The organism is Pseudomonas sp. KBN10P06128 (assembly GCF_037574945.1).
GTDB lineage: Bacteria > Pseudomonadota > Gammaproteobacteria > Pseudomonadales > Pseudomonadaceae > Pseudomonas > Pseudomonas aeruginosa.
In genome coordinates this window covers 1293785-1309940 of record NZ_JBBELR010000001.1, presented here as the reverse complement: position 1 = coordinate 1309940, position 16156 = coordinate 1293785, and the positions used below count along the sequence as shown (strand labels likewise).

The window sequence follows — 16156 nt, the reverse complement described above, 5'->3', positions numbered from 1 at the left end:
GCGATTCCATGGGGGAAGCTAGGGTATTGCGCCGCGACCTGCCCCGACCCGAAGGTCCAGGTTGACGAAGGCGCGGGGGAGGAGTCAGGCGACAGGAGAGGCGCGCGGATTGGCGAGGCGCCAATAGCGCAGGGGAGGCAGGTCGGTGGCGGAGAAGGCGTTACGGGCCGGGCTGGCCAGCGGCGCCAGCGGCAATGCCGGCCAGGAGGCGACCAGTCCGGGCGTGCCGGCGGCGCCGGCGCAGCAGCAGAGGTGCGGGGCCAGGCTCTCGTGGTCGTCGGGAAGATCGATGTCCTTGAACGCGGCGCTCAGCTTCAGGCGCAGCAGCGAATCGGACGAGGTGCTGCAGAAGCCGCCGAGCAGCAACGAGGCGCGCTCCTGCGTCGTCAGCGCCTGCGAAAGCGGCACCACGAACAGGTTCATCAGCACGGCCAGGCTGGCCAGCCAGGCCACGGGGCGCCGTGACAGGGGCATCGTCGGTTCTCCGGAGAATGGGCCCTTTATGCCTGAGCGCGGGGCAAAAGTAAAAACGCCGGGCGCGACAGAGTGCCGCAGGTGAAAACGTTTGCAACCCTTGCGGGCTTTCCCCCGCCGCGCTCTTCCGCCAGCATAGACGGCTTTGACGCCCGACGAGTCGAGAAGCCGATGCCCCGCACCCTAGCCTTCGTTTCCACGCTGTTGCTCGCCGCTTTCTGCGCCCTGCCCGCCCAGGCCGACAGCTTCATCATGCGCCTGCTGAACAAGCCGGTGCCCGGCGGGGTGGCGGTGGTCGACCTCGGCGAGGAAGGCCCGCCGCCGCGGGCCTTCTACCAGGGCAAGCCGGTGCTGGTGGTGCGCGAGGAAGGCCGCCGCTGGATCGCCGTGGTCGGCATCCCGCTGAGCACCAAGCCCGGCCCGCAGAAGCTGGAAGTGCGAGCGGCGACCGGCAACCACGAGGAGCGCTTCAGCGTCGGCAGCAAGCACTACCGCGAGCAGCGCATCACCCTGAAGAACAAGCGCCAGGTCAATCCGCTGCCGGAAGACCTCAAGCGCATCGAGCGCGAACTCGCCGAGCAGACCGCCGCCTACCGCCGCTTCAGTCCCGGCCTGCCCAGCAACCTGATGCTCGACAAGCCGGTCGACGGTCCGCTCTCCAGCCCCTTCGGCCTGCGCCGCTTCTTCAACGGCGAAGAGCGCAACCCGCATTCCGGTCTAGACTTCGCGGTACCGGCCGGTACGCCGATCAAGGCGCCGGCGGCCGGCAAGGTGATCCTCATCGGCGACTACTTCTTCAACGGCAAGACGGTGTTCGTCGACCATGGCCAGGGCTTCATCAGCATGTTCTGCCACCTGTCGAAGATCGACGTGAAGCTCGGCCAGCAGGTGCCGCGCGGCGGCGTACTCGGCAAGGTCGGCGCCACCGGCAGGGCCACCGGACCGCACATGCACTGGAACGTCAGCCTGAACGACGCGCGAGTCGACCCGGCGATCTTCATCGGTGCCTTCCAGCCCTGAGAAGTGAGCAACGCGGCGCCGGCTGAGGTCAGAAGGAACAGGGGGCGCGTCGATGCGCCCCTTTCATGACCAAGGGAGACACCGCATGACTCACCCGCTTCGCCTGCTCTGGCTGTGCTCGGCACTGTTCGTGGTCCTCGGCCTGGGCTTCGTCTTCTTCCCCGGCCCGCTCGCCTCCCTGCTCACCAGCGGCGAACCGCTCACCCCCGCCGCCCTCACCGACCTGCGCGCCAGCTACGGCGGCACCAGCTTCGGCATCGGCCTGCTGCTCGGCTATGCCGCCCTGCGCCCCCGCTACCTGGTGCTCGGCCTGCTCGCCGCCCTGGCGGTGATCGCCAGCGGCGGCGCGGCGCGTCTCTACGGTGTGCTGATCGACGCCTCGCCGGCGCTAACCACCTTCCTCTGGCTCGGCGCCGAGGCGCTGCTCTGCGTGCTGTTGCTGGCGGCACTCTGGAAGACCCGCCAGCTCGACCTCGACTGAGCGCCGGGCAGCAGGTCTCAAGCCAGGACCCGGCGAACCGCCGGCAGCCGCGACAGCACCAGCCAGTCCAGCGCCCAGACCAGCAGGAGCGAGGCCCCCACCAACGGGAAGGCCACGCCCAGCGCCAGCATGATGGCGATGCCGGTCTTCCAGCGCGGCAGCTCGTGGCGCAGCGGCGGCACGCCAAGGCGTCCGGCCGGCTTGCGCTTCCACCAGATCCACAGGCCGCTCGCCGAGCTGAGCAGGATCGCCAGGCAGACCGCGAGCATCAGCAACTGATTGCCCAGGCCGAAGAGCTTGCCTTCGTGCAGCACGACGCCCATCTGCACGCTCCTCGCCACCGCGTTGTAGTCCTGCCAACGCACGTCGGCGAGAACCTTGCCGCTGTACTGGTCGATGTGCAGGGTGGCGTCGTGGCGCGGATCGTCGGGGAACACGGAAATCGTGTAGACCCCCTCCATCCCGCTCGGCAGGGCGATCCCGTAGCCCGCCGCCACGCCGCGCTCGCGGGCGATATCCACCACCCTTTGCAGAGGGATGCCCGCCGGCATCGGCATGTCCATCGGCATCGCATGCCCGGCCTGGGCGGAATGCCCGCGATGCTCGGCATGGGCGTCGGCCGCCGGCGGCTGCGAGCGCGGCAGCGGAGTGTTCTCCAGCGGCCAGGGCACCTGCTGGCGCGACGCGCTGTTGAGGCTACCGGCCTGCATGTCGGAGGTCGGCACATCGTTCCACATCGCCGCCGGGAAGCGGTTCCAGACATCGGCGAACTGCTTGCCCCAGTAGCCGGTCCAGGTCATCCCGCTGAGCAGCATGAACAGCAACAGCAGGCTGCCCCAGAACCCGGCGACCACATGTAAATCGCGCCACAGCGGTCGTCCGCGCAGGTGCAGGCGCGGCCAGAACAGCGCGCTCGCCGCCCGCCCGCGCGGCCACCACAGGTAGAGACCGGAGACCACCAGGACGATGCCCCAGCCGGCGGCCAGCTCGATCAGCCGGTCGCCGACGGTCCCGACCATCAGCTCGCCATGCAGTGCCCGGGCCACCGCCTGGAGATTCAGCTGCGCATCCTGGCGGCCGAGTTCGCGTCCGCTGTAGGGATCGACGAAGAGGTTCCATTGCCTGCCCTCTTCGCCAATCACGAATTGCGCGCTGCGCCCCGCCTCGCTCGGCGGCAGGTACTGGCTGACGGCGGCCTGCGGGTGCGCCTGGCGCACCCCGGCGAGCAACTGGTCGGCGCTGCGCATCTGCGCACCGGCCTCGACCCGCAGCAGTTGCGGATAGAGCAGCGCATCCAGTTGCGGCTTGAACAGGTAGACGATTCCGGTCAGCGCCAGCAGGATCATGAAGGGCGCGACGAACAGGCCGGCGTAGAAATGCCAGCGCCAGGCCAGCGCGTAGAAGTCACGGCCGTTCTTTTCGTTCGATTGCATGGATCACCTCATCGGAGCGCACGTAGGCAAGGCGGGCCCCGCTGGACGGGGCCTCGTTGAAGGTTCAGAAGCTGAAGTCGACCTTGGTCCAGAAGGTCCGGCCCGGCTCTGGAACCGTTTCGTTGGCGGAGAAACCGAAGCCGGCGTCGCCGGCCTTGTTCAGGTGCTCGGTGTAATCCTTGTCGAACAGGTTATCGACACCGGCGCTCAGCTTGACGTTGCGAGTCACCCGGTAGGCGCCGTTGAGCGAGAAGACGCCGAAGCCGGTGCTCTTGTCGAAGTCCTTGCCGACCACGTTGCCCTGGTCCCTGGCGATGCGATTCTGCGGCGCGACCACCCGCCACAGGCTGCCGGCACTCCAGTCGCCTTCCTCGTAGGTCAGGCCGAAGCGCGCTTCCAGCGGCGGGATCTGCGGCAGCGCGCGGTCGTCCGAGCTGTTCTTGCCCCAGGCATAGGCCAGGCTGGCGTCGGTCTTCCAGTTGCCGGTGAGCTGGTAGGAAGCGCCCAGCTCGCCGCCCATGATCCGCGCGTCGACGTTGGTCGCCTGGGTCGAGGAGCCCATCATGCCCTCGCGATAGCTGAACAGGATGAAGTCCTGGACCACCCCGACGTAGCCGGAGGCCCAGGCCTGCAGCTTGTCGCCGTTGTACTGGAGGCCGAAGTCGAGCTGGGTGGTCTTTTCCGGCTTGATCTTGTCGAAGGCGTTGACCGACCCGTTCGGCCCGCGCTTGGGCGAGAACAGCTCCCAGTAGTCTGGGAAGCGCTCGGCATGGCCGAGGCCGGCGTAGAGGGTGGTCGGCGAGTCGGCGAGGTCGTGCTCGTAGCGCACGAAGCCGCTGGGCAAGGTATCGGCGCGGGTGTCGTTGGCCGTCGGGTTGGCCATGGCGTGGCCCATGTGCCCGGACTTCAGGGTCTGCCGGTAGTCCTTGACCGAGGCGCGGTCCAGGCGCAACCCGCCGATCAGCCGGTCGCGCTCGGCGGCGAACCAGGTCAGTTCGCCGAAGGCCCCGTAGTTGTGGAACACCGCGTCCTTGCTCCAGGGGAACTGGTCGGCGTCGGTGTAGTAGTCGGTCATCATGTCGTACTTGGAGCCGCGCGCGCGGTGCTCGTTGCGCATGGCGTCGACCCCGGTGACCAGCTTGAAGTCGTCCCAGCGCCAGGTGGCCGCCAGGCGACCGCCGAGGGTGCGTCGGTCCACCTGGGACGCCATCGGCATGGGCATCATGCTGGACGGGTCGGGAGTGCGCAGGCGGAAGTTGTCCATGATGTGGTCGGCGTAGTTGTAGTAGACCTGCGCCTCGACCTTCTCCAGCACATCGCTGACGTTCGATTTGACGAAGCGCAGGCCCAGGCTCTCGCGCTTGAACTGCGAGCCGTCCATGCCGCGCCCGGCGTAGCGTGCCTCGCCGTCGCCCTTGCCGGCGGTGAGTTCGATCAGGGTGTCCTCGTCGGGGGTCCAGCCGACCGCGACGTCGCCGTTCCACTTCTTCCAGCGCGACGGCACGGTATTCCCGGCGCCGTCCTCGTAATCGTCGGACTGCGCGTGGTTGCCGGTGAAGCGCAGGTAGCCGAGCCGGTTGCCGGCGGCGGCGTCCAGCACCTTGTCGAAGCGGCCGTTGGAGCCGGCCAGCAGGCTGGCGTTGACCCGCGAGCCGAGTTCGCCGAAGCGCTCCGGCTCACGCTCGAAGAGGATCGTCCCGGCCGACGCGCCCGGCCCCCAGAGCACCGTCTGCGGGCCCTTGATCACGGTGAGCTTGTCGTAGGTTTCCGGCGAGATGTAGGAGGTCGGCGCGTCCATCCGGTTCGGACAGGCACCGAGCATCATGCCGCCGTTGGTGAGGATGTTCAGGCGCGAACCGAACATCCCGCGCAGCACCGGGTCGCCGTTGCTGCCGCCGTTGCGGATCACCGCGAAGCCGGGAATGGTCTTCAGGTAGTCGGCCCCATCGCTGGCCGGTACCGGTTGGCGCGGCTCCTTGGGATTGGTGACGATGGTCAGCGGCGAACTCTGGGCGACTCCGGTGACCACGCTCGGCGCCAGCTCCACGGCGTGATCCTGGTGCTGGGAGTGCTCCTCGGCCAGGAGCGCCGACGGAGACAGGGCCAGGCCGCACAGTGCGGCGAAGGCTCCCGCCCAGCGGCGGCGTTGTGCGAGACGGGCAGGGTCGAAGCTGAAAGCGGCGGTCGGGCAGGCGTTGCCGGCCGCTCGTTGTTGAGTAGACATACGTTTTTCCATGATCTATGTGACTTCCGCCCCGCCCCCACGGCGAGCAGGCACCCGGCCAGGCTCGCGTCACCGGCGCGGCGAAGACGCGCCGGTGCCCCCAGGAAGCGGCGGCTATCGGATTGAAAGAGGTCAGGCGATCAGGAACGGCGGCGCACGGGTACGGGCGCCGGGAAACACCGGCGAGGCGACGAACGCCTCGTTCAGGAAAGCGACGGCGGGCGCCGTCGCGAAGGGAACGGAGAACAGCGCCAGGCAGGCGTCTTCGGTGAGCGGCGGGCTGTGGAACAACAGGCTGCAATAACCGCACTTCTCCCAGAGCACGTCGCTGGCCAGGCGATTGCCTTCCTCGCCGCCCATCCCCGGCATGCCGGCATGGACGACGGAGCGCTGGGCATCGGAACAGCCGGCATGGGCCATGTCGCCATGGTCCATGTTCTCGTGGGACATGCCTTCGTGGCCCATCCCCACGCCCATCGGCATCGGGTGGTCCATCGGCATCGACTGGGAGATCAACGGCCCGACGAAGATCATCAGCATGGCGAACAGAGCCAGCCATGCACCGATGCCTTGTCGTTTCAGAGTGGTCGCCACCTGCGACTCCCGCCGTCTTGAATGAAGACCACCGCGTAGCGGGCCGGATGGCCGCTCGCGCCGGGTCATGCCGAAAAGAAGAATGCGCCTGTCGTTATACGCCCCAGGCACGGGGAACGAAATGATCGCACAAGGGCGGCTGGCTCTTCTGCGGCATGGGGCCGCAGAATTTTCCGTTGCGGAGAGCGTGCCGGCGGCGCAATCGAGGACAAGCTTTCACCGCCGGGAAAGAATAAAAACCCACAAAAGCCGCACAAATAGGAAATTCTACTAATTTTCCTTTAATGCTTGCCATTCAAATGCAGTCTCACTAGTGTGGTACGCATGAAAACACCACACACCCTCATCCTGCTCCGCCAACACGCCTGCCTGTGCCTGGTCAGCCCGCGACTGCGTGGCTGAGCGACGCTTCTCTTCATCTCGTCACTGCGTTCGCCTGGCCCCGCCGGCCCAGGAACCGACTCCAAAGGATTAGCCCCATGAGCATGTTGAAAGACCCTTCGCAGAAATACCGCCCATTCCCGGCCATCAATCTGCCCGACCGCACCTGGCCGTCGAAGACCATCACCGAGGTGCCGATCTGGTGCAGTTCCGACCTGCGCGACGGCAACCAGTCGCTGATCGAACCGATGGACGCGGCGAAGAAGATGCGATTCTTCAAGACCTTGGTGCAGGTCGGCCTGAAGCAGATCGAAGTGGCCTTCCCGTCGGCTTCCGATACCGACTTCAACTTCGTCCGCGAGTTGATCGAAGGCAACCACATCCCGGACGACGTCACCATCCAGGTGCTGACCCAGGCCCGCGAAGACCTGATCACCCGCACCTTCGAATCCCTGCGCGGGGCGAAGAAGGCCATCGTCCACGTCTACAACGCCACCGCCCCGTCGTTCCGCCGCATCGTCTTCAACCAGGACAAGCAGGGCGTCGTGGACATCGCCACCAACGCCGCGAAACTGATCAAGAAGCTGGCCGCCGAGCAACCGGATACCCAGTGGTCGTTCCAGTACTCGCCGGAAATCTTCAGCTCTACCGAGCTGGAGTTCTCGGTGGAGGTCTGCAACGCGGTGATCGACGTCTGGCAACCGACCCCGGACAACAAGATCATCCTCAACCTGCCGGCCACCGTGGAGTGCGCCACGCCGAACGTCTACGCCGACCAGATCGAATGGTTCGGCCGCCACGTCGACAAGCGTGACAGCGTGATCATCAGCCTGCACACCCACAACGACCGTGGCACCGGCGTGGCCGCCACCGAGCTGGGCCTGATGGCCGGCGCCGACCGCGTCGAAGGTTGCCTGTTCGGCAACGGCGAGCGTACCGGCAACGTCGACCTGGTGACCCTGGCCTTGAACATGTACACCCAGGGCCTGCATCCGCAACTGGACTTCTCCGACATCGACGCGGTGCGCAAGGTGGTCGAAGAGTGCAACCAGTTGCCGGTCCACCCGCGCCATCCATATGTCGGCGACCTGGTCCATACCGCTTTCTCCGGCTCGCACCAGGATGCCATTCGCAAGGGCTTCGCCCAGCAGAAGGAAGACGCGATCTGGGAAGTGCCATACCTGCCGATCGATCCGGCCGACATCGGCCGCGACTACGAAGCGGTGATCCGGGTCAACAGCCAGTCCGGCAAGGGCGGCATCACCTTCCTGCTCGAACAGGAGTACGGCATCAGCCTGCCGCGGCGCATGCAGATCGAGTTCAGCCAGGTAGTGCAAGGCGAGACCGACCGTCTCGGCCTGGAAATGACCGCACAACAGATCTACTCGCTGCTGGAAAACGAATACCTCAAGGCGACCTCGCCCTACGTCCTCGCCAGCCATCGCCTGCAGGAAGAGAACGGCACCAGCGCCGTCGACCTGGAAGTCTCCTTCGACGGCGAGAAGCAGCACTGGCGCGGGATCGGCAAGGGACCGCTGGAAGCCTTGGTGGCCGCCCTGCCGGTCAAGGCGGAAATCATGGACTACCATGAGCACGCCATCGGTGCCGGCGCCAATGCCAAGGCCGCGGCCTATATCGAGATCCGCCTGGAGGGCCAGCGCCCGCTGCACGGCATCGGCATCGACGAGAACATCACCACCGCCAGCTTCCGCGCCCTGTTCAGCGCGCTGAACCGCGCGGTGACCCAGGCCGAGGCCAAGGCGGCCTGACCGGCACGGAAGGAAAAAAGGGAGCCAGGCGGCTCCCTTTTTTCATGGGCATCTTTCAGCTGAGTCGCTTCACTCATCCTCGCCGCTGGCGCTGACCGCTCCCAGGCAACGGAGCTGGTACGCCCCCTCCCCTGTGGTCAGGCGCCAGGACTCGCCATCGGCCTGGGGCTCGGCTTCCATCACCGCGTTGTAGGAAAAACGCCACTCGCGACGGGTGCGTCCATCCAGGCTTTCCACCGCCAGCACCCAGTCTTCGCTGGCGAACGGCTGGTCGGCTTCCGCCGCCAGGTCCGCCTGGTCCAGCAGGTTCTCGTTGAGTTCGAAGCGCCAGGCGTGCAGACCGTCGATCTCGAGCATGTCGGCGGTTTCCAGTTCATCGAGCAGGTAGCGTTGTGTAGTCATGGCCAGTCATCGCGGATAAAGAACTCATGATAAGGCAAAGCGCGGGCTGCCCCTCACACCACCAGCATCACCACCGGGATCGCTACCGACAGGACCACCAACATGAACAGCAGGCCGATCCCCGCCGCCCGCCAGTTGGAAATGAACGCTCCGCCCGCTGCCTTGTGGCTGTCCAGGGCCGGACCGAAGGCTGATTTGGCGTAGTAGACCATGCCGAATATCTGCGCCACCGTGAAGCCGATCGAGGGGATGTTCTCCGGCAGTATCGCGCCCAGGACCGGCAGCAGGACGAACAGACCGAGGCCGACCAGCCAGGTTTTCCCGACTTCCTGCGCCCGTCCCAGGCGACGGAGATTCACCGCCGCGAGGAAGGCGCCGGCCAGGGGCGTGCCGATGAAGGTACCCAGACCGATCGCGGAAAGCCTGTACAACGGCTCGACATGGGTGGCGTCAGGCTCGTCCAGGCGGGCCTCCGGCGGGCGGAACGGATTCTCGGTGTCGCTGTTCATGCGTGTGCTCCCTGCGGATCTTTACTGAAGCTTTACCAGGGCCGGCATTGGAAAATCCCGGCAACCGGCAGAGTCTATAGGACGCCGCGCGCCGGCTGAACATTCCGCGCCCGCCGGGAGTCACAGCAAGACGTGCGAACGAAAGCGCCCACACAGGACCGCACTCAGGAGGGATGACGCATGACCACACGCAAACTCGGCAACTCCGGCCTGGAGATACCGGCACTGGTATTCGGCGGCAACGTCTTCGGCTGGACTGCCGACGAAAGCACCTCCTTCAGGCTGCTGGACGCCCTGCTCGACGCCGGCCTGAACTGCATCGACACCGCCGACGTCTATTCGCGCTGGGTTCCCGGGCACCAGGGCGGCGAGTCGGAAACCCTCATCGGCAAGTGGCTGAAACGCACCGGCAAACGCGACCGCGTGGTGATCGCCAGCAAGGTCGGGATGGACATGGGCAATGGCCACAAAGGCCTCTCCGCCGCCTATATCGAGCAGGCCCTGGAGCGCTCGCTACGACGCCTGCAGACCGACTACCTGGACCTCTACCAGTCGCACACCGACGATCCCCACACCGACCTGGAGGAAACCCTTTCCACCTATGGCGAACTGATCAAGAAAGGCAAGGTACGGGTCATCGGCGCCTCCAACTACGACGCCCGGCGCCTCCTCGAAGCGCGCCAGGTCAGCGCCCGGCTTAACCTGCCGAGCTACCAGAGCCTGCAACCCGAATACAACCTGTACGATCGCGCCGACTACGAGACCAACCTGGAGCCGACGGTGGAAGAACTCGGTATCGGGGTGATCAGCTACTACTCGCTGGCCAGCGGCTTCCTCAGCGGCAAGTACCGCAACCAGGCCGACACCGCCGGGCGAGCCCGGGGAGAGAAGGTGAAGGGTTATCTCAACGAGCGCGGCGTGGCCATCCTCGCGGCGCTCGACGAAGTGGCCGAGCAGTACAACGCCAACCCGACCCAGGTCGCCCTGGCCTGGCTCATCGCTCGCCCGACGGTGACCGCGCCGATCGCCAGCGCCACCAGCCTGGAACAGCTCGACGACCTGATCGCCGCCACCCACCTGAAGCTCGACGAACAGGCGATCCACCGCCTGGACAGCGCCAGCGCCTATTGACCGACCTGCCGTCGAGGGCGGCCTCGCCCCGTTGAGTGGAGCGGATAACCGTATCGCGGCTATCCGCTCCGCATCGACGGGAAAACCTTAGCTGAAGCGCGCCAGCAGCGAACCGATGTCCAGGTCGCCCTGCGGCGCCTGGCCGTCCGGCGTCAGCTTGTTGACCAGTTCCGGCAGCAGGCTGCTCAGGTGTTCGGCCGCCTCGCCCTGGCTGACTCCGGCGGAGTCCGCCAGTTGCTGCAATTGACCGTCGCCGAAGACCCGGGAAATGTCCGCCGCCGACACCGACTGGTTCGGCCCACCGCCGATCCAGGAATTCAGGGCATCGCCCAGGCCTGCGTTCTGGAGCATCTGGAACAACCCGCCGAGTCCGCCCAGTGAGCCGGCCTCCACGCCCGGCGCCGCCTGCCCGGCACCGCCCGCGGCGCCACCGAGCAGATCGCCGAGGACACCACCCAGCCCGCCGCTCGCAGCCCCACCGCCGGCGCTACCAAGGATGCTGCCCAGCGAACCGAGCAGACCACCGCCATCGCCACCGCCCTGTGCCGCACCGCCCTGGCGCGACATCAGCATGGTCACCAGCCCGATCAACAGGGCCACTTTCGGATCGCGAGCACCTCCCTGTCCTTCAGAGCCACCCAGCGCCGAACCGAGAATCGAATCGAGCAGTCCCATTGGTCTTCCTCCTGATCTGATGCCCACGGCGCGGCGCCGCGGGATACGGGTAACTCCATTCCCGGCACTGCGCCATCATGCGCAGCGCCGGGTCATGGCCTCGGACATCGACCGGAAGCGGACGTTCCGGCACTCAAGGATGGATTTCGAAGCGATCCGCGTCCATGTAGGCCGGGAAACGCTGGCGATAGGCCGCCAGTGCCGCCGCGTCCAGCCGGACGCGGAACACGCCGTCGGCGTCCGCCGCGTTGAACAGGCTGTCGCCCTGGAAGTCCAGGACCTGGCTATCCCCAGCGTAGCGCAAGGCGTTGCCGTCTTCGCCGATACGGTTCACCGCCACCACGTAGCAAAGGTTCTCGATCGCCCGCGCCGGCAGCAGGCGGTTCCAGTGCTGTCGACGAGGCGCAGGCCAGTTGGCGGTGTAGAGCAACAGGTCGGTGTCGTGCGGGTCGCGGCTCCACACCGGGAAACGCAGGTCGTAGCAGATCAACGGGCGCACCCGCCAGCCCTTGAGTTCGAACAGTTCCTGGCGTTCGCCGGGACTGTAGTGCTCGTGTTCGCCGGCCATGCGGAACAGATGGCGCTTGTCGTAGTGCAGCATCTCGCCGTCCGGACGCGCCCAGAGCAGGCGGTTGCGATGGCTGCCGTCGGCGAGCTGGACGATCAGGCTGCCGGTGACCACCGCACCAAGGCGCCGGGCCTGCTCCAGCAGCCAGGCATGGGTCGGCCCCAGCTCGGGCTCGGCCTGCTCGGCCGAAGCCATGCTGAAACCCGTGGTGAACATCTCCGGGAGGACCACCAGGTCGGCGCCGGCGGCGCTCTCCAGCAGGGCGGCGAAATGCTCGCGGTTGGCCTGGGCGTCGTGCCAGGCCAGGGAGGATTGGACCAGGGCGATGTCCAGGTCCGGCAGAACCGTCAGATCGCGCATAGCTTTTCCGCTGCCTGACGCAGCGTCTCCTCGCGTTTGGCGTAACAGAACCGGACCAGCCGCATGGCGTCCGGCGCCTTTTCATAAAACACCGAAACCGGGATCGCCGCCACTCCGTGTTCGCGGGTCAGCCACTCGGCCATGGCCACGTCGTCCAGGTCCGGACGGACGGCCGAATAGTCCACGCACTGGAAGTAGGTGCCCGGCGCACGGGTGAAACGGAAGCGAGAGTCCAGCAGCAGGTCGCAGAACAGGTCGCGCTTGGCCTGGTAGAAACCGGGCAATTGCCGCAAATGTTCGGGATGGCCGGCCATGTAGTCCGCCAATGCCCATTGCAGCGGCGTGACGCCACAGAAGTTGACGTACTGGTGGACCTTGCGCAGCTCCGCGCTGAGCGCCGGCGGCGCGACCACGTAGCCGGTCTTCCAGCCGGTGACGTGGTAGGTCTTGCCGAACGAGCTGACCACGAAGGAGCGCGGATACAACTCGTCGTGGGACAGCACGCTGGTATGGGCGACACCGTCGAACACCAGGTGCTCGTAGACCTCGTCGCTGATCAGGTAGATATCCCGGTCGCGAATCAGCGCGGCCAGGCGGTCCAGTTCCTCGCGGTTGATCAGCGCGCCGCTGGGGTTGTGCGGGGTATTGATGATGACCAGCCGGGTACGCGGCCCGATGGCCTCGGCCATGCGCTGCCAGTCGATGGAGAAGTCCGGCAGCGCCAGCGGCACGTGCACGCAACGCCCGCCGGCGAGTTGCACGGAGGGTTCGTAGCTGTCGTAGGACGGGTCGAGTACCACCACTTCGTCGCCCGGATGGACCAGCGCCTGGATCGCGCTGAAGATCGCCTCGGTCGCCCCCGGCGTGATGGTCACCTCGCTGTCGGCGCTCACCCGGCGTCCATAGAACTGCTCGATCTTCTTCGCCACCTGCTCGCGCAGGGCCGGCAAGCCGGTCATCGGCGCGTACTGGTTGTGCCCGGCGGCGATATGCCGGCCTACCGCCTCGCGCAGCTCCGGCGGACCGTCGAAATCGGGAAAGCCCTGGGAGAGGTTGATCGCGCCACACTCGGCGGCCAGTTGCGACATGCGGGTGAAGATGGTGGTGCCGACATTCGGCAGCTTGCTCTGAATCATCGGGACTTCCTGCAGAGACTCGCCGGACGACAGCCCGGCCAGACGGGTGGCAGGGCAGGATAGCCGATCCGGGAGCGACGCTGCAGGGGCACGCCTTAGAAAAAACCGTGGCCGCTTCAGGTCAGAGGGGAATATGCGCCAGGCGATGGCGCAGGACGAACAACCGCCTCGCGATCATTCGTCGCTACGACAGGGAATCGGCGGTCAACGCCGGCGGCCTGGCTCTACAGCCGCGGCCAATGAAAAAGGCCCGACAGGGATACCCGCCGGGCCTTTCGACGAAGGAAACGCCACCCTCAGCGGCGCTTGTCCTTCTTCTTCTTCTCGGCTTTCTTGTGGTGCGACATCAGCCGGCGCTTCTTGTTGACCTGGCGCGCGGTCAGCGAGTTCTTCTTGCCCTCGTAGGGGTTCTCGCCGCCCTTGTACTCGATGCGGATCGGCGTACCGACCAACTTCAATACCCGCCGGTAGGTCTTCTCCAGGTAGCGGGTATAGGCCTTCGGCACCGCGTCCACCTGGTTGCCGTGGATCACGATCAGCGGCGGGTTGGCGCCGCCCAGGTGGGCGTAGCGCAGCTTGATCCGGCGACCGTTGACCATCGGCGGCTGGTGCACCTGCACGGCGTCCTCGAGGATGCTGGTCAGGCGGCTGGTCGGCCAGCGGGTCACCGCCGAACGGAAGGACTCCTGGACCGACTTGTAGAGATGGCCGACGCCGGTGCCATGCAGGGCCGAAATGAAATGGATGTCGGCGAAGTCGACGAACAGCAGGCGCCGCTCCAGTTCGGTCTTCACGTAGTCACGCTCGGCCGCCTCCATGCCATCCCACTTGTTCAGGGCGATGACCAGGGCACGGCCGGTCTCGAGGACGAAGCCGAGCAGGTTGAGGTCGTGCTCGACCACCCCTTCGCGGGCGTCCATGACGAAGATCACCACGTTGGCGTCCTGGATCGCCTGGAGGGTCTTCACCACCGAGAACTTTTCCACCGCCTCGAAGATCTTGCCGCGACGCCGCACGCCAGCGGTGTCGATCAGGGTGTACTTCTCCTCGTTGCGCTCGAACGGGATGTAGATGCTGTCGCGGGTGGTGCCGGCCTGGTCGTAGACGATCACCCGCTCTTCGCCGAGCATGCGGTTGACCAGGGTCGACTTGCCCACGTTGGGCCGGCCGATGATGGCGATCTTGATCCCGTCCTTCTCGCTGGGACCGGGAATCCGGGTCGGTTCCTCGCCTTCGGCGACCTCTTCGCTCGCCGGCTCGCCCTCGCCTTCTTCCTCCGCGTTGTCCTTGGGGAAGATCCCCAGGGCTTCCTGCAGCATATGGTTGATGCCGCGACCGTGGGCGGCGGCGATCGGCAGCGCATCGCCCAGGCCCAGCGGGCTGAACTCGGCACGAGCGAGATCGGGATCGATGGTGTCGACCTTGTTGGCGATCAGGAAGCTGCGCTTGTTCCGCTTGCGCAGGTGCTCGGCGATCATCTGGTCGGCGGCGGTCATGCCGGCGCGCGAATCGACCAGGAACAGGACGGCATCCGCCTCCTCGATGGCCTGCAACGATTGCTCGGCCATTTTCGCATCGATGCCTTCCTCATCGCCGGAGATGCCTCCGGTATCGATGACGATATAGGTGCGGCCCTGCCAGCGCGCCTCGCCGTACTGGCGATCGCGGGTCAGGCCTGCGTACTCCGCCACGATGGCGTCGCGCGACTTGGTCAGGCGGTTGAACAGAGTGGACTTGCCGACGTTCGGGCGACCCACCAGGGCAATAACGGGAACCATGCGGCTCTCCACGAGAATTCAGAAAACACAAAGGCCGCTGACGTCGGACGGCAGCGGCCGGACACTTGAAACCCAGTCTAGCGGATGGTGTAGGCGACGAGCTTGCCACCGTTGCCGAACACGTACATCCAGCTCCCGACCACCAGCGGACGAACCCGCACGCCATCGCTGTCGACCCGCTCGCGACCGACGAAGCGACCGTCCACCTGGCTCAGCAGGTGCACGTAGCCTTCCAGGTCGCCGACCACCACGTTGCTGGAGAACACCGCCGGAGCCGACAGTTGGCGACGCGCCAGGGCGTCGTTGTTCCACAGCGAAGAGGCGCCGCGCGAATCCAGGCCTTCCACCGAACCGCTGGCCTGGCTGACGTAGATATTGCCGAAGCCTTCGGCGACGCCGACGTAGCTCGACGCTTCGCGCTGCCAGAGCAGGCGGCCGCTGTTCACGTCCAGCGCCGCGGCACGGCCCTGGTAGCTGACCACGTAGAGGGTGTCGCCGGACAGCAGGAGGCCGCCGTCGATGTCCACCACGCGATCCAGTTCGGAACGCCCCTGGGGAATCGCTACCCGCTGCTCCCAGATCGGCAGGCCGCGCTGTACGTCGACCGCCACCACCTTGCCGCTGGCCAGGCCAGCCAGGGCCATGTTGCCGGCGATCAGCGGCGCGCCGGTGCCGCGCAGGGTCAGCACCGGCACGGTGCTTTCGTAGATCCAGCGCTGGTCGCCGCTGGCCGCATCGAGGCCGATCAGCTTGTCGTCCTGGGTCTGCACCACCACCACGTCGCCGTTGGTGGCCGGCGCCGACAGCACTTCGCTGTTGACTCGCTTGGTCCACTTCTTCTTGCCGGTGGCTTCGTCGAGGGCGATCACGTCACCGCGCAGGGTACCCACCAGCACCAGGCCGTAGCCGACGCCGACACCACCGGAAACCGGACGTTCCAGGTCCTTCTTCCAGAGCACGTCGCCGGTTTCGCGCTGGATCGCCATCACCCGCCCTTCGGCGGACGCGGCGTAGATGGTGGAACCATCGACGGCCGGTTCGAGCAGGTTGTACAGGTCGCCCTGGCCATCACCGACCGAGCGGCTCCACTGCTTGCTCAACACGACTTCCTCTTTGAAGTCGGTCAGCTCGGCGGGCGGGAGTTCCTTCTTGCTGTTGCTGCTGCAACCCACGACCGCCAGGGCCAGGGCGAGCAGCGCCGCGTGTTTCCATTGCACCATC

The 16156-nt window shown here is 66.4% G+C and carries 15 protein-coding genes; 4 read left to right on the top strand and 11 right to left on the bottom strand.

Annotated features, from left to right (window positions below):
• Positions 1-84: 84 nt before the first annotated feature.
• A complete protein-coding gene (locus VQ065_RS06120) occupies positions 85-474 on the bottom strand; it encodes a DUF2946 family protein (protein WP_003119299.1) in 390 nt (129 codons plus the stop codon).
• Positions 475-645: 171 nt separating this feature from the next.
• On the opposite strand from VQ065_RS06120, the gene VQ065_RS06115 reads away from it, so the two are divergent.
• Together VQ065_RS06115 and VQ065_RS06110 are read left to right on the top strand one after the other, a co-directional pair.
• Positions 646-1494 carry a M23 family metallopeptidase gene (locus VQ065_RS06115; protein ID WP_003092745.1) on the top strand — a complete coding sequence of 283 codons (849 nt, stop codon included), beginning with the start codon at positions 646-648 and terminating at the stop codon, positions 1492-1494.
• Positions 1495-1579: 85 nt separating this feature from the next.
• Positions 1580-1975, top strand: coding sequence for a DUF4345 domain-containing protein (locus VQ065_RS06110; protein ID WP_003092748.1), 396 nt, complete (start codon positions 1580-1582; stop codon positions 1973-1975).
• Between the two features lie 17 nt (positions 1976-1992).
• Here VQ065_RS06110 and VQ065_RS06105 read toward each other — a convergent pair whose 3' ends face one another.
• From VQ065_RS06105 to VQ065_RS06095, 3 genes are all read right to left on the bottom strand, one after another.
• Positions 1993-3408: a PepSY-associated TM helix domain-containing protein gene (locus VQ065_RS06105; RefSeq protein ID WP_003092750.1), complete on the bottom strand. Its 1416-nt coding sequence runs from the start codon at positions 3406-3408 to the stop codon at positions 1993-1995.
• Positions 3409-3472: 64 nt separating this feature from the next.
• Positions 3473-5644, bottom strand: coding sequence for a TonB-dependent copper receptor (locus VQ065_RS06100; protein ID WP_022579758.1), 2172 nt, complete (start codon positions 5642-5644; stop codon positions 3473-3475).
• A gap of 120 nt (positions 5645-5764) precedes the next feature.
• Positions 5765-6226: a DUF2946 domain-containing protein gene (locus VQ065_RS06095; RefSeq protein ID WP_003092760.1), complete on the bottom strand. Its 462-nt coding sequence runs from the start codon at positions 6224-6226 to the stop codon at positions 5765-5767.
• A 479-nt stretch (positions 6227-6705) separates the two neighbouring features.
• On the opposite strand from VQ065_RS06095, the gene leuA reads away from it, so the two are divergent.
• Positions 6706-8376, top strand: a complete 1671-nt coding sequence (gene leuA, locus VQ065_RS06090) for a 2-isopropylmalate synthase (RefSeq protein WP_003092766.1) — start codon at positions 6706-6708, stop codon at positions 8374-8376.
• Between the two features lie 69 nt (positions 8377-8445).
• Here the strand turns inward: leuA and VQ065_RS06085 are convergent, their stop codons facing one another.
• Both VQ065_RS06085 and VQ065_RS06080 read right to left on the bottom strand, forming a co-directional pair.
• Positions 8446-8778, bottom strand: coding sequence for a DUF5629 family protein (locus VQ065_RS06085; RefSeq protein ID WP_003092770.1), 333 nt, complete (start codon positions 8776-8778; stop codon positions 8446-8448).
• Between the two features lie 53 nt (positions 8779-8831).
• The gene (locus tag VQ065_RS06080) at positions 8832-9287 is read right to left on the bottom strand and encodes a hypothetical protein (protein ID WP_003092773.1); all 456 of its coding nucleotides are present in this window, start codon (positions 9285-9287) and stop codon (positions 8832-8834) included.
• A gap of 180 nt (positions 9288-9467) precedes the next feature.
• Between VQ065_RS06080 and VQ065_RS06075 the strand changes: the two genes are divergently transcribed.
• Positions 9468-10418 carry an aldo/keto reductase gene (locus VQ065_RS06075; protein ID WP_003092775.1) on the top strand — a complete coding sequence of 317 codons (951 nt, stop codon included), beginning with the start codon at positions 9468-9470 and terminating at the stop codon, positions 10416-10418.
• A gap of 87 nt (positions 10419-10505) precedes the next feature.
• Here the strand turns inward: VQ065_RS06075 and VQ065_RS06070 are convergent, their stop codons facing one another.
• From VQ065_RS06070 to bamB, 5 genes are all read right to left on the bottom strand, one after another.
• Entirely contained in the window at positions 10506-11093 is a 588-nt protein-coding gene (locus VQ065_RS06070; RefSeq protein ID WP_003092779.1) for a YidB family protein, read from the bottom strand.
• Positions 11094-11226: 133 nt separating this feature from the next.
• The gene (locus VQ065_RS06065; protein ID WP_003092781.1) at positions 11227-12021 is read right to left on the bottom strand and encodes an amidohydrolase; all 795 of its coding nucleotides are present in this window, start codon (positions 12019-12021) and stop codon (positions 11227-11229) included.
• Positions 12009-13157, bottom strand: a complete 1149-nt coding sequence (locus VQ065_RS06060; protein ID WP_003092784.1) for a pyridoxal phosphate-dependent aminotransferase — start codon at positions 13155-13157, stop codon at positions 12009-12011. The genes VQ065_RS06065 and VQ065_RS06060 overlap by 13 nt, the downstream gene beginning before the upstream one ends.
• A 296-nt stretch (positions 13158-13453) precedes the next feature.
• Positions 13454-14935: a ribosome biogenesis GTPase Der gene (gene der / locus VQ065_RS06055; protein ID WP_003092786.1), complete on the bottom strand. Its 1482-nt coding sequence runs from the start codon at positions 14933-14935 to the stop codon at positions 13454-13456.
• Positions 14936-15012: 77 nt separating this feature from the next.
• Positions 15013-16155, bottom strand: a complete 1143-nt coding sequence (gene bamB, locus VQ065_RS06050; protein ID WP_003092789.1) for an outer membrane protein assembly factor BamB — start codon at positions 16153-16155, stop codon at positions 15013-15015.
• Between the last annotated feature and the right edge of the window lies 1 nt (position 16156).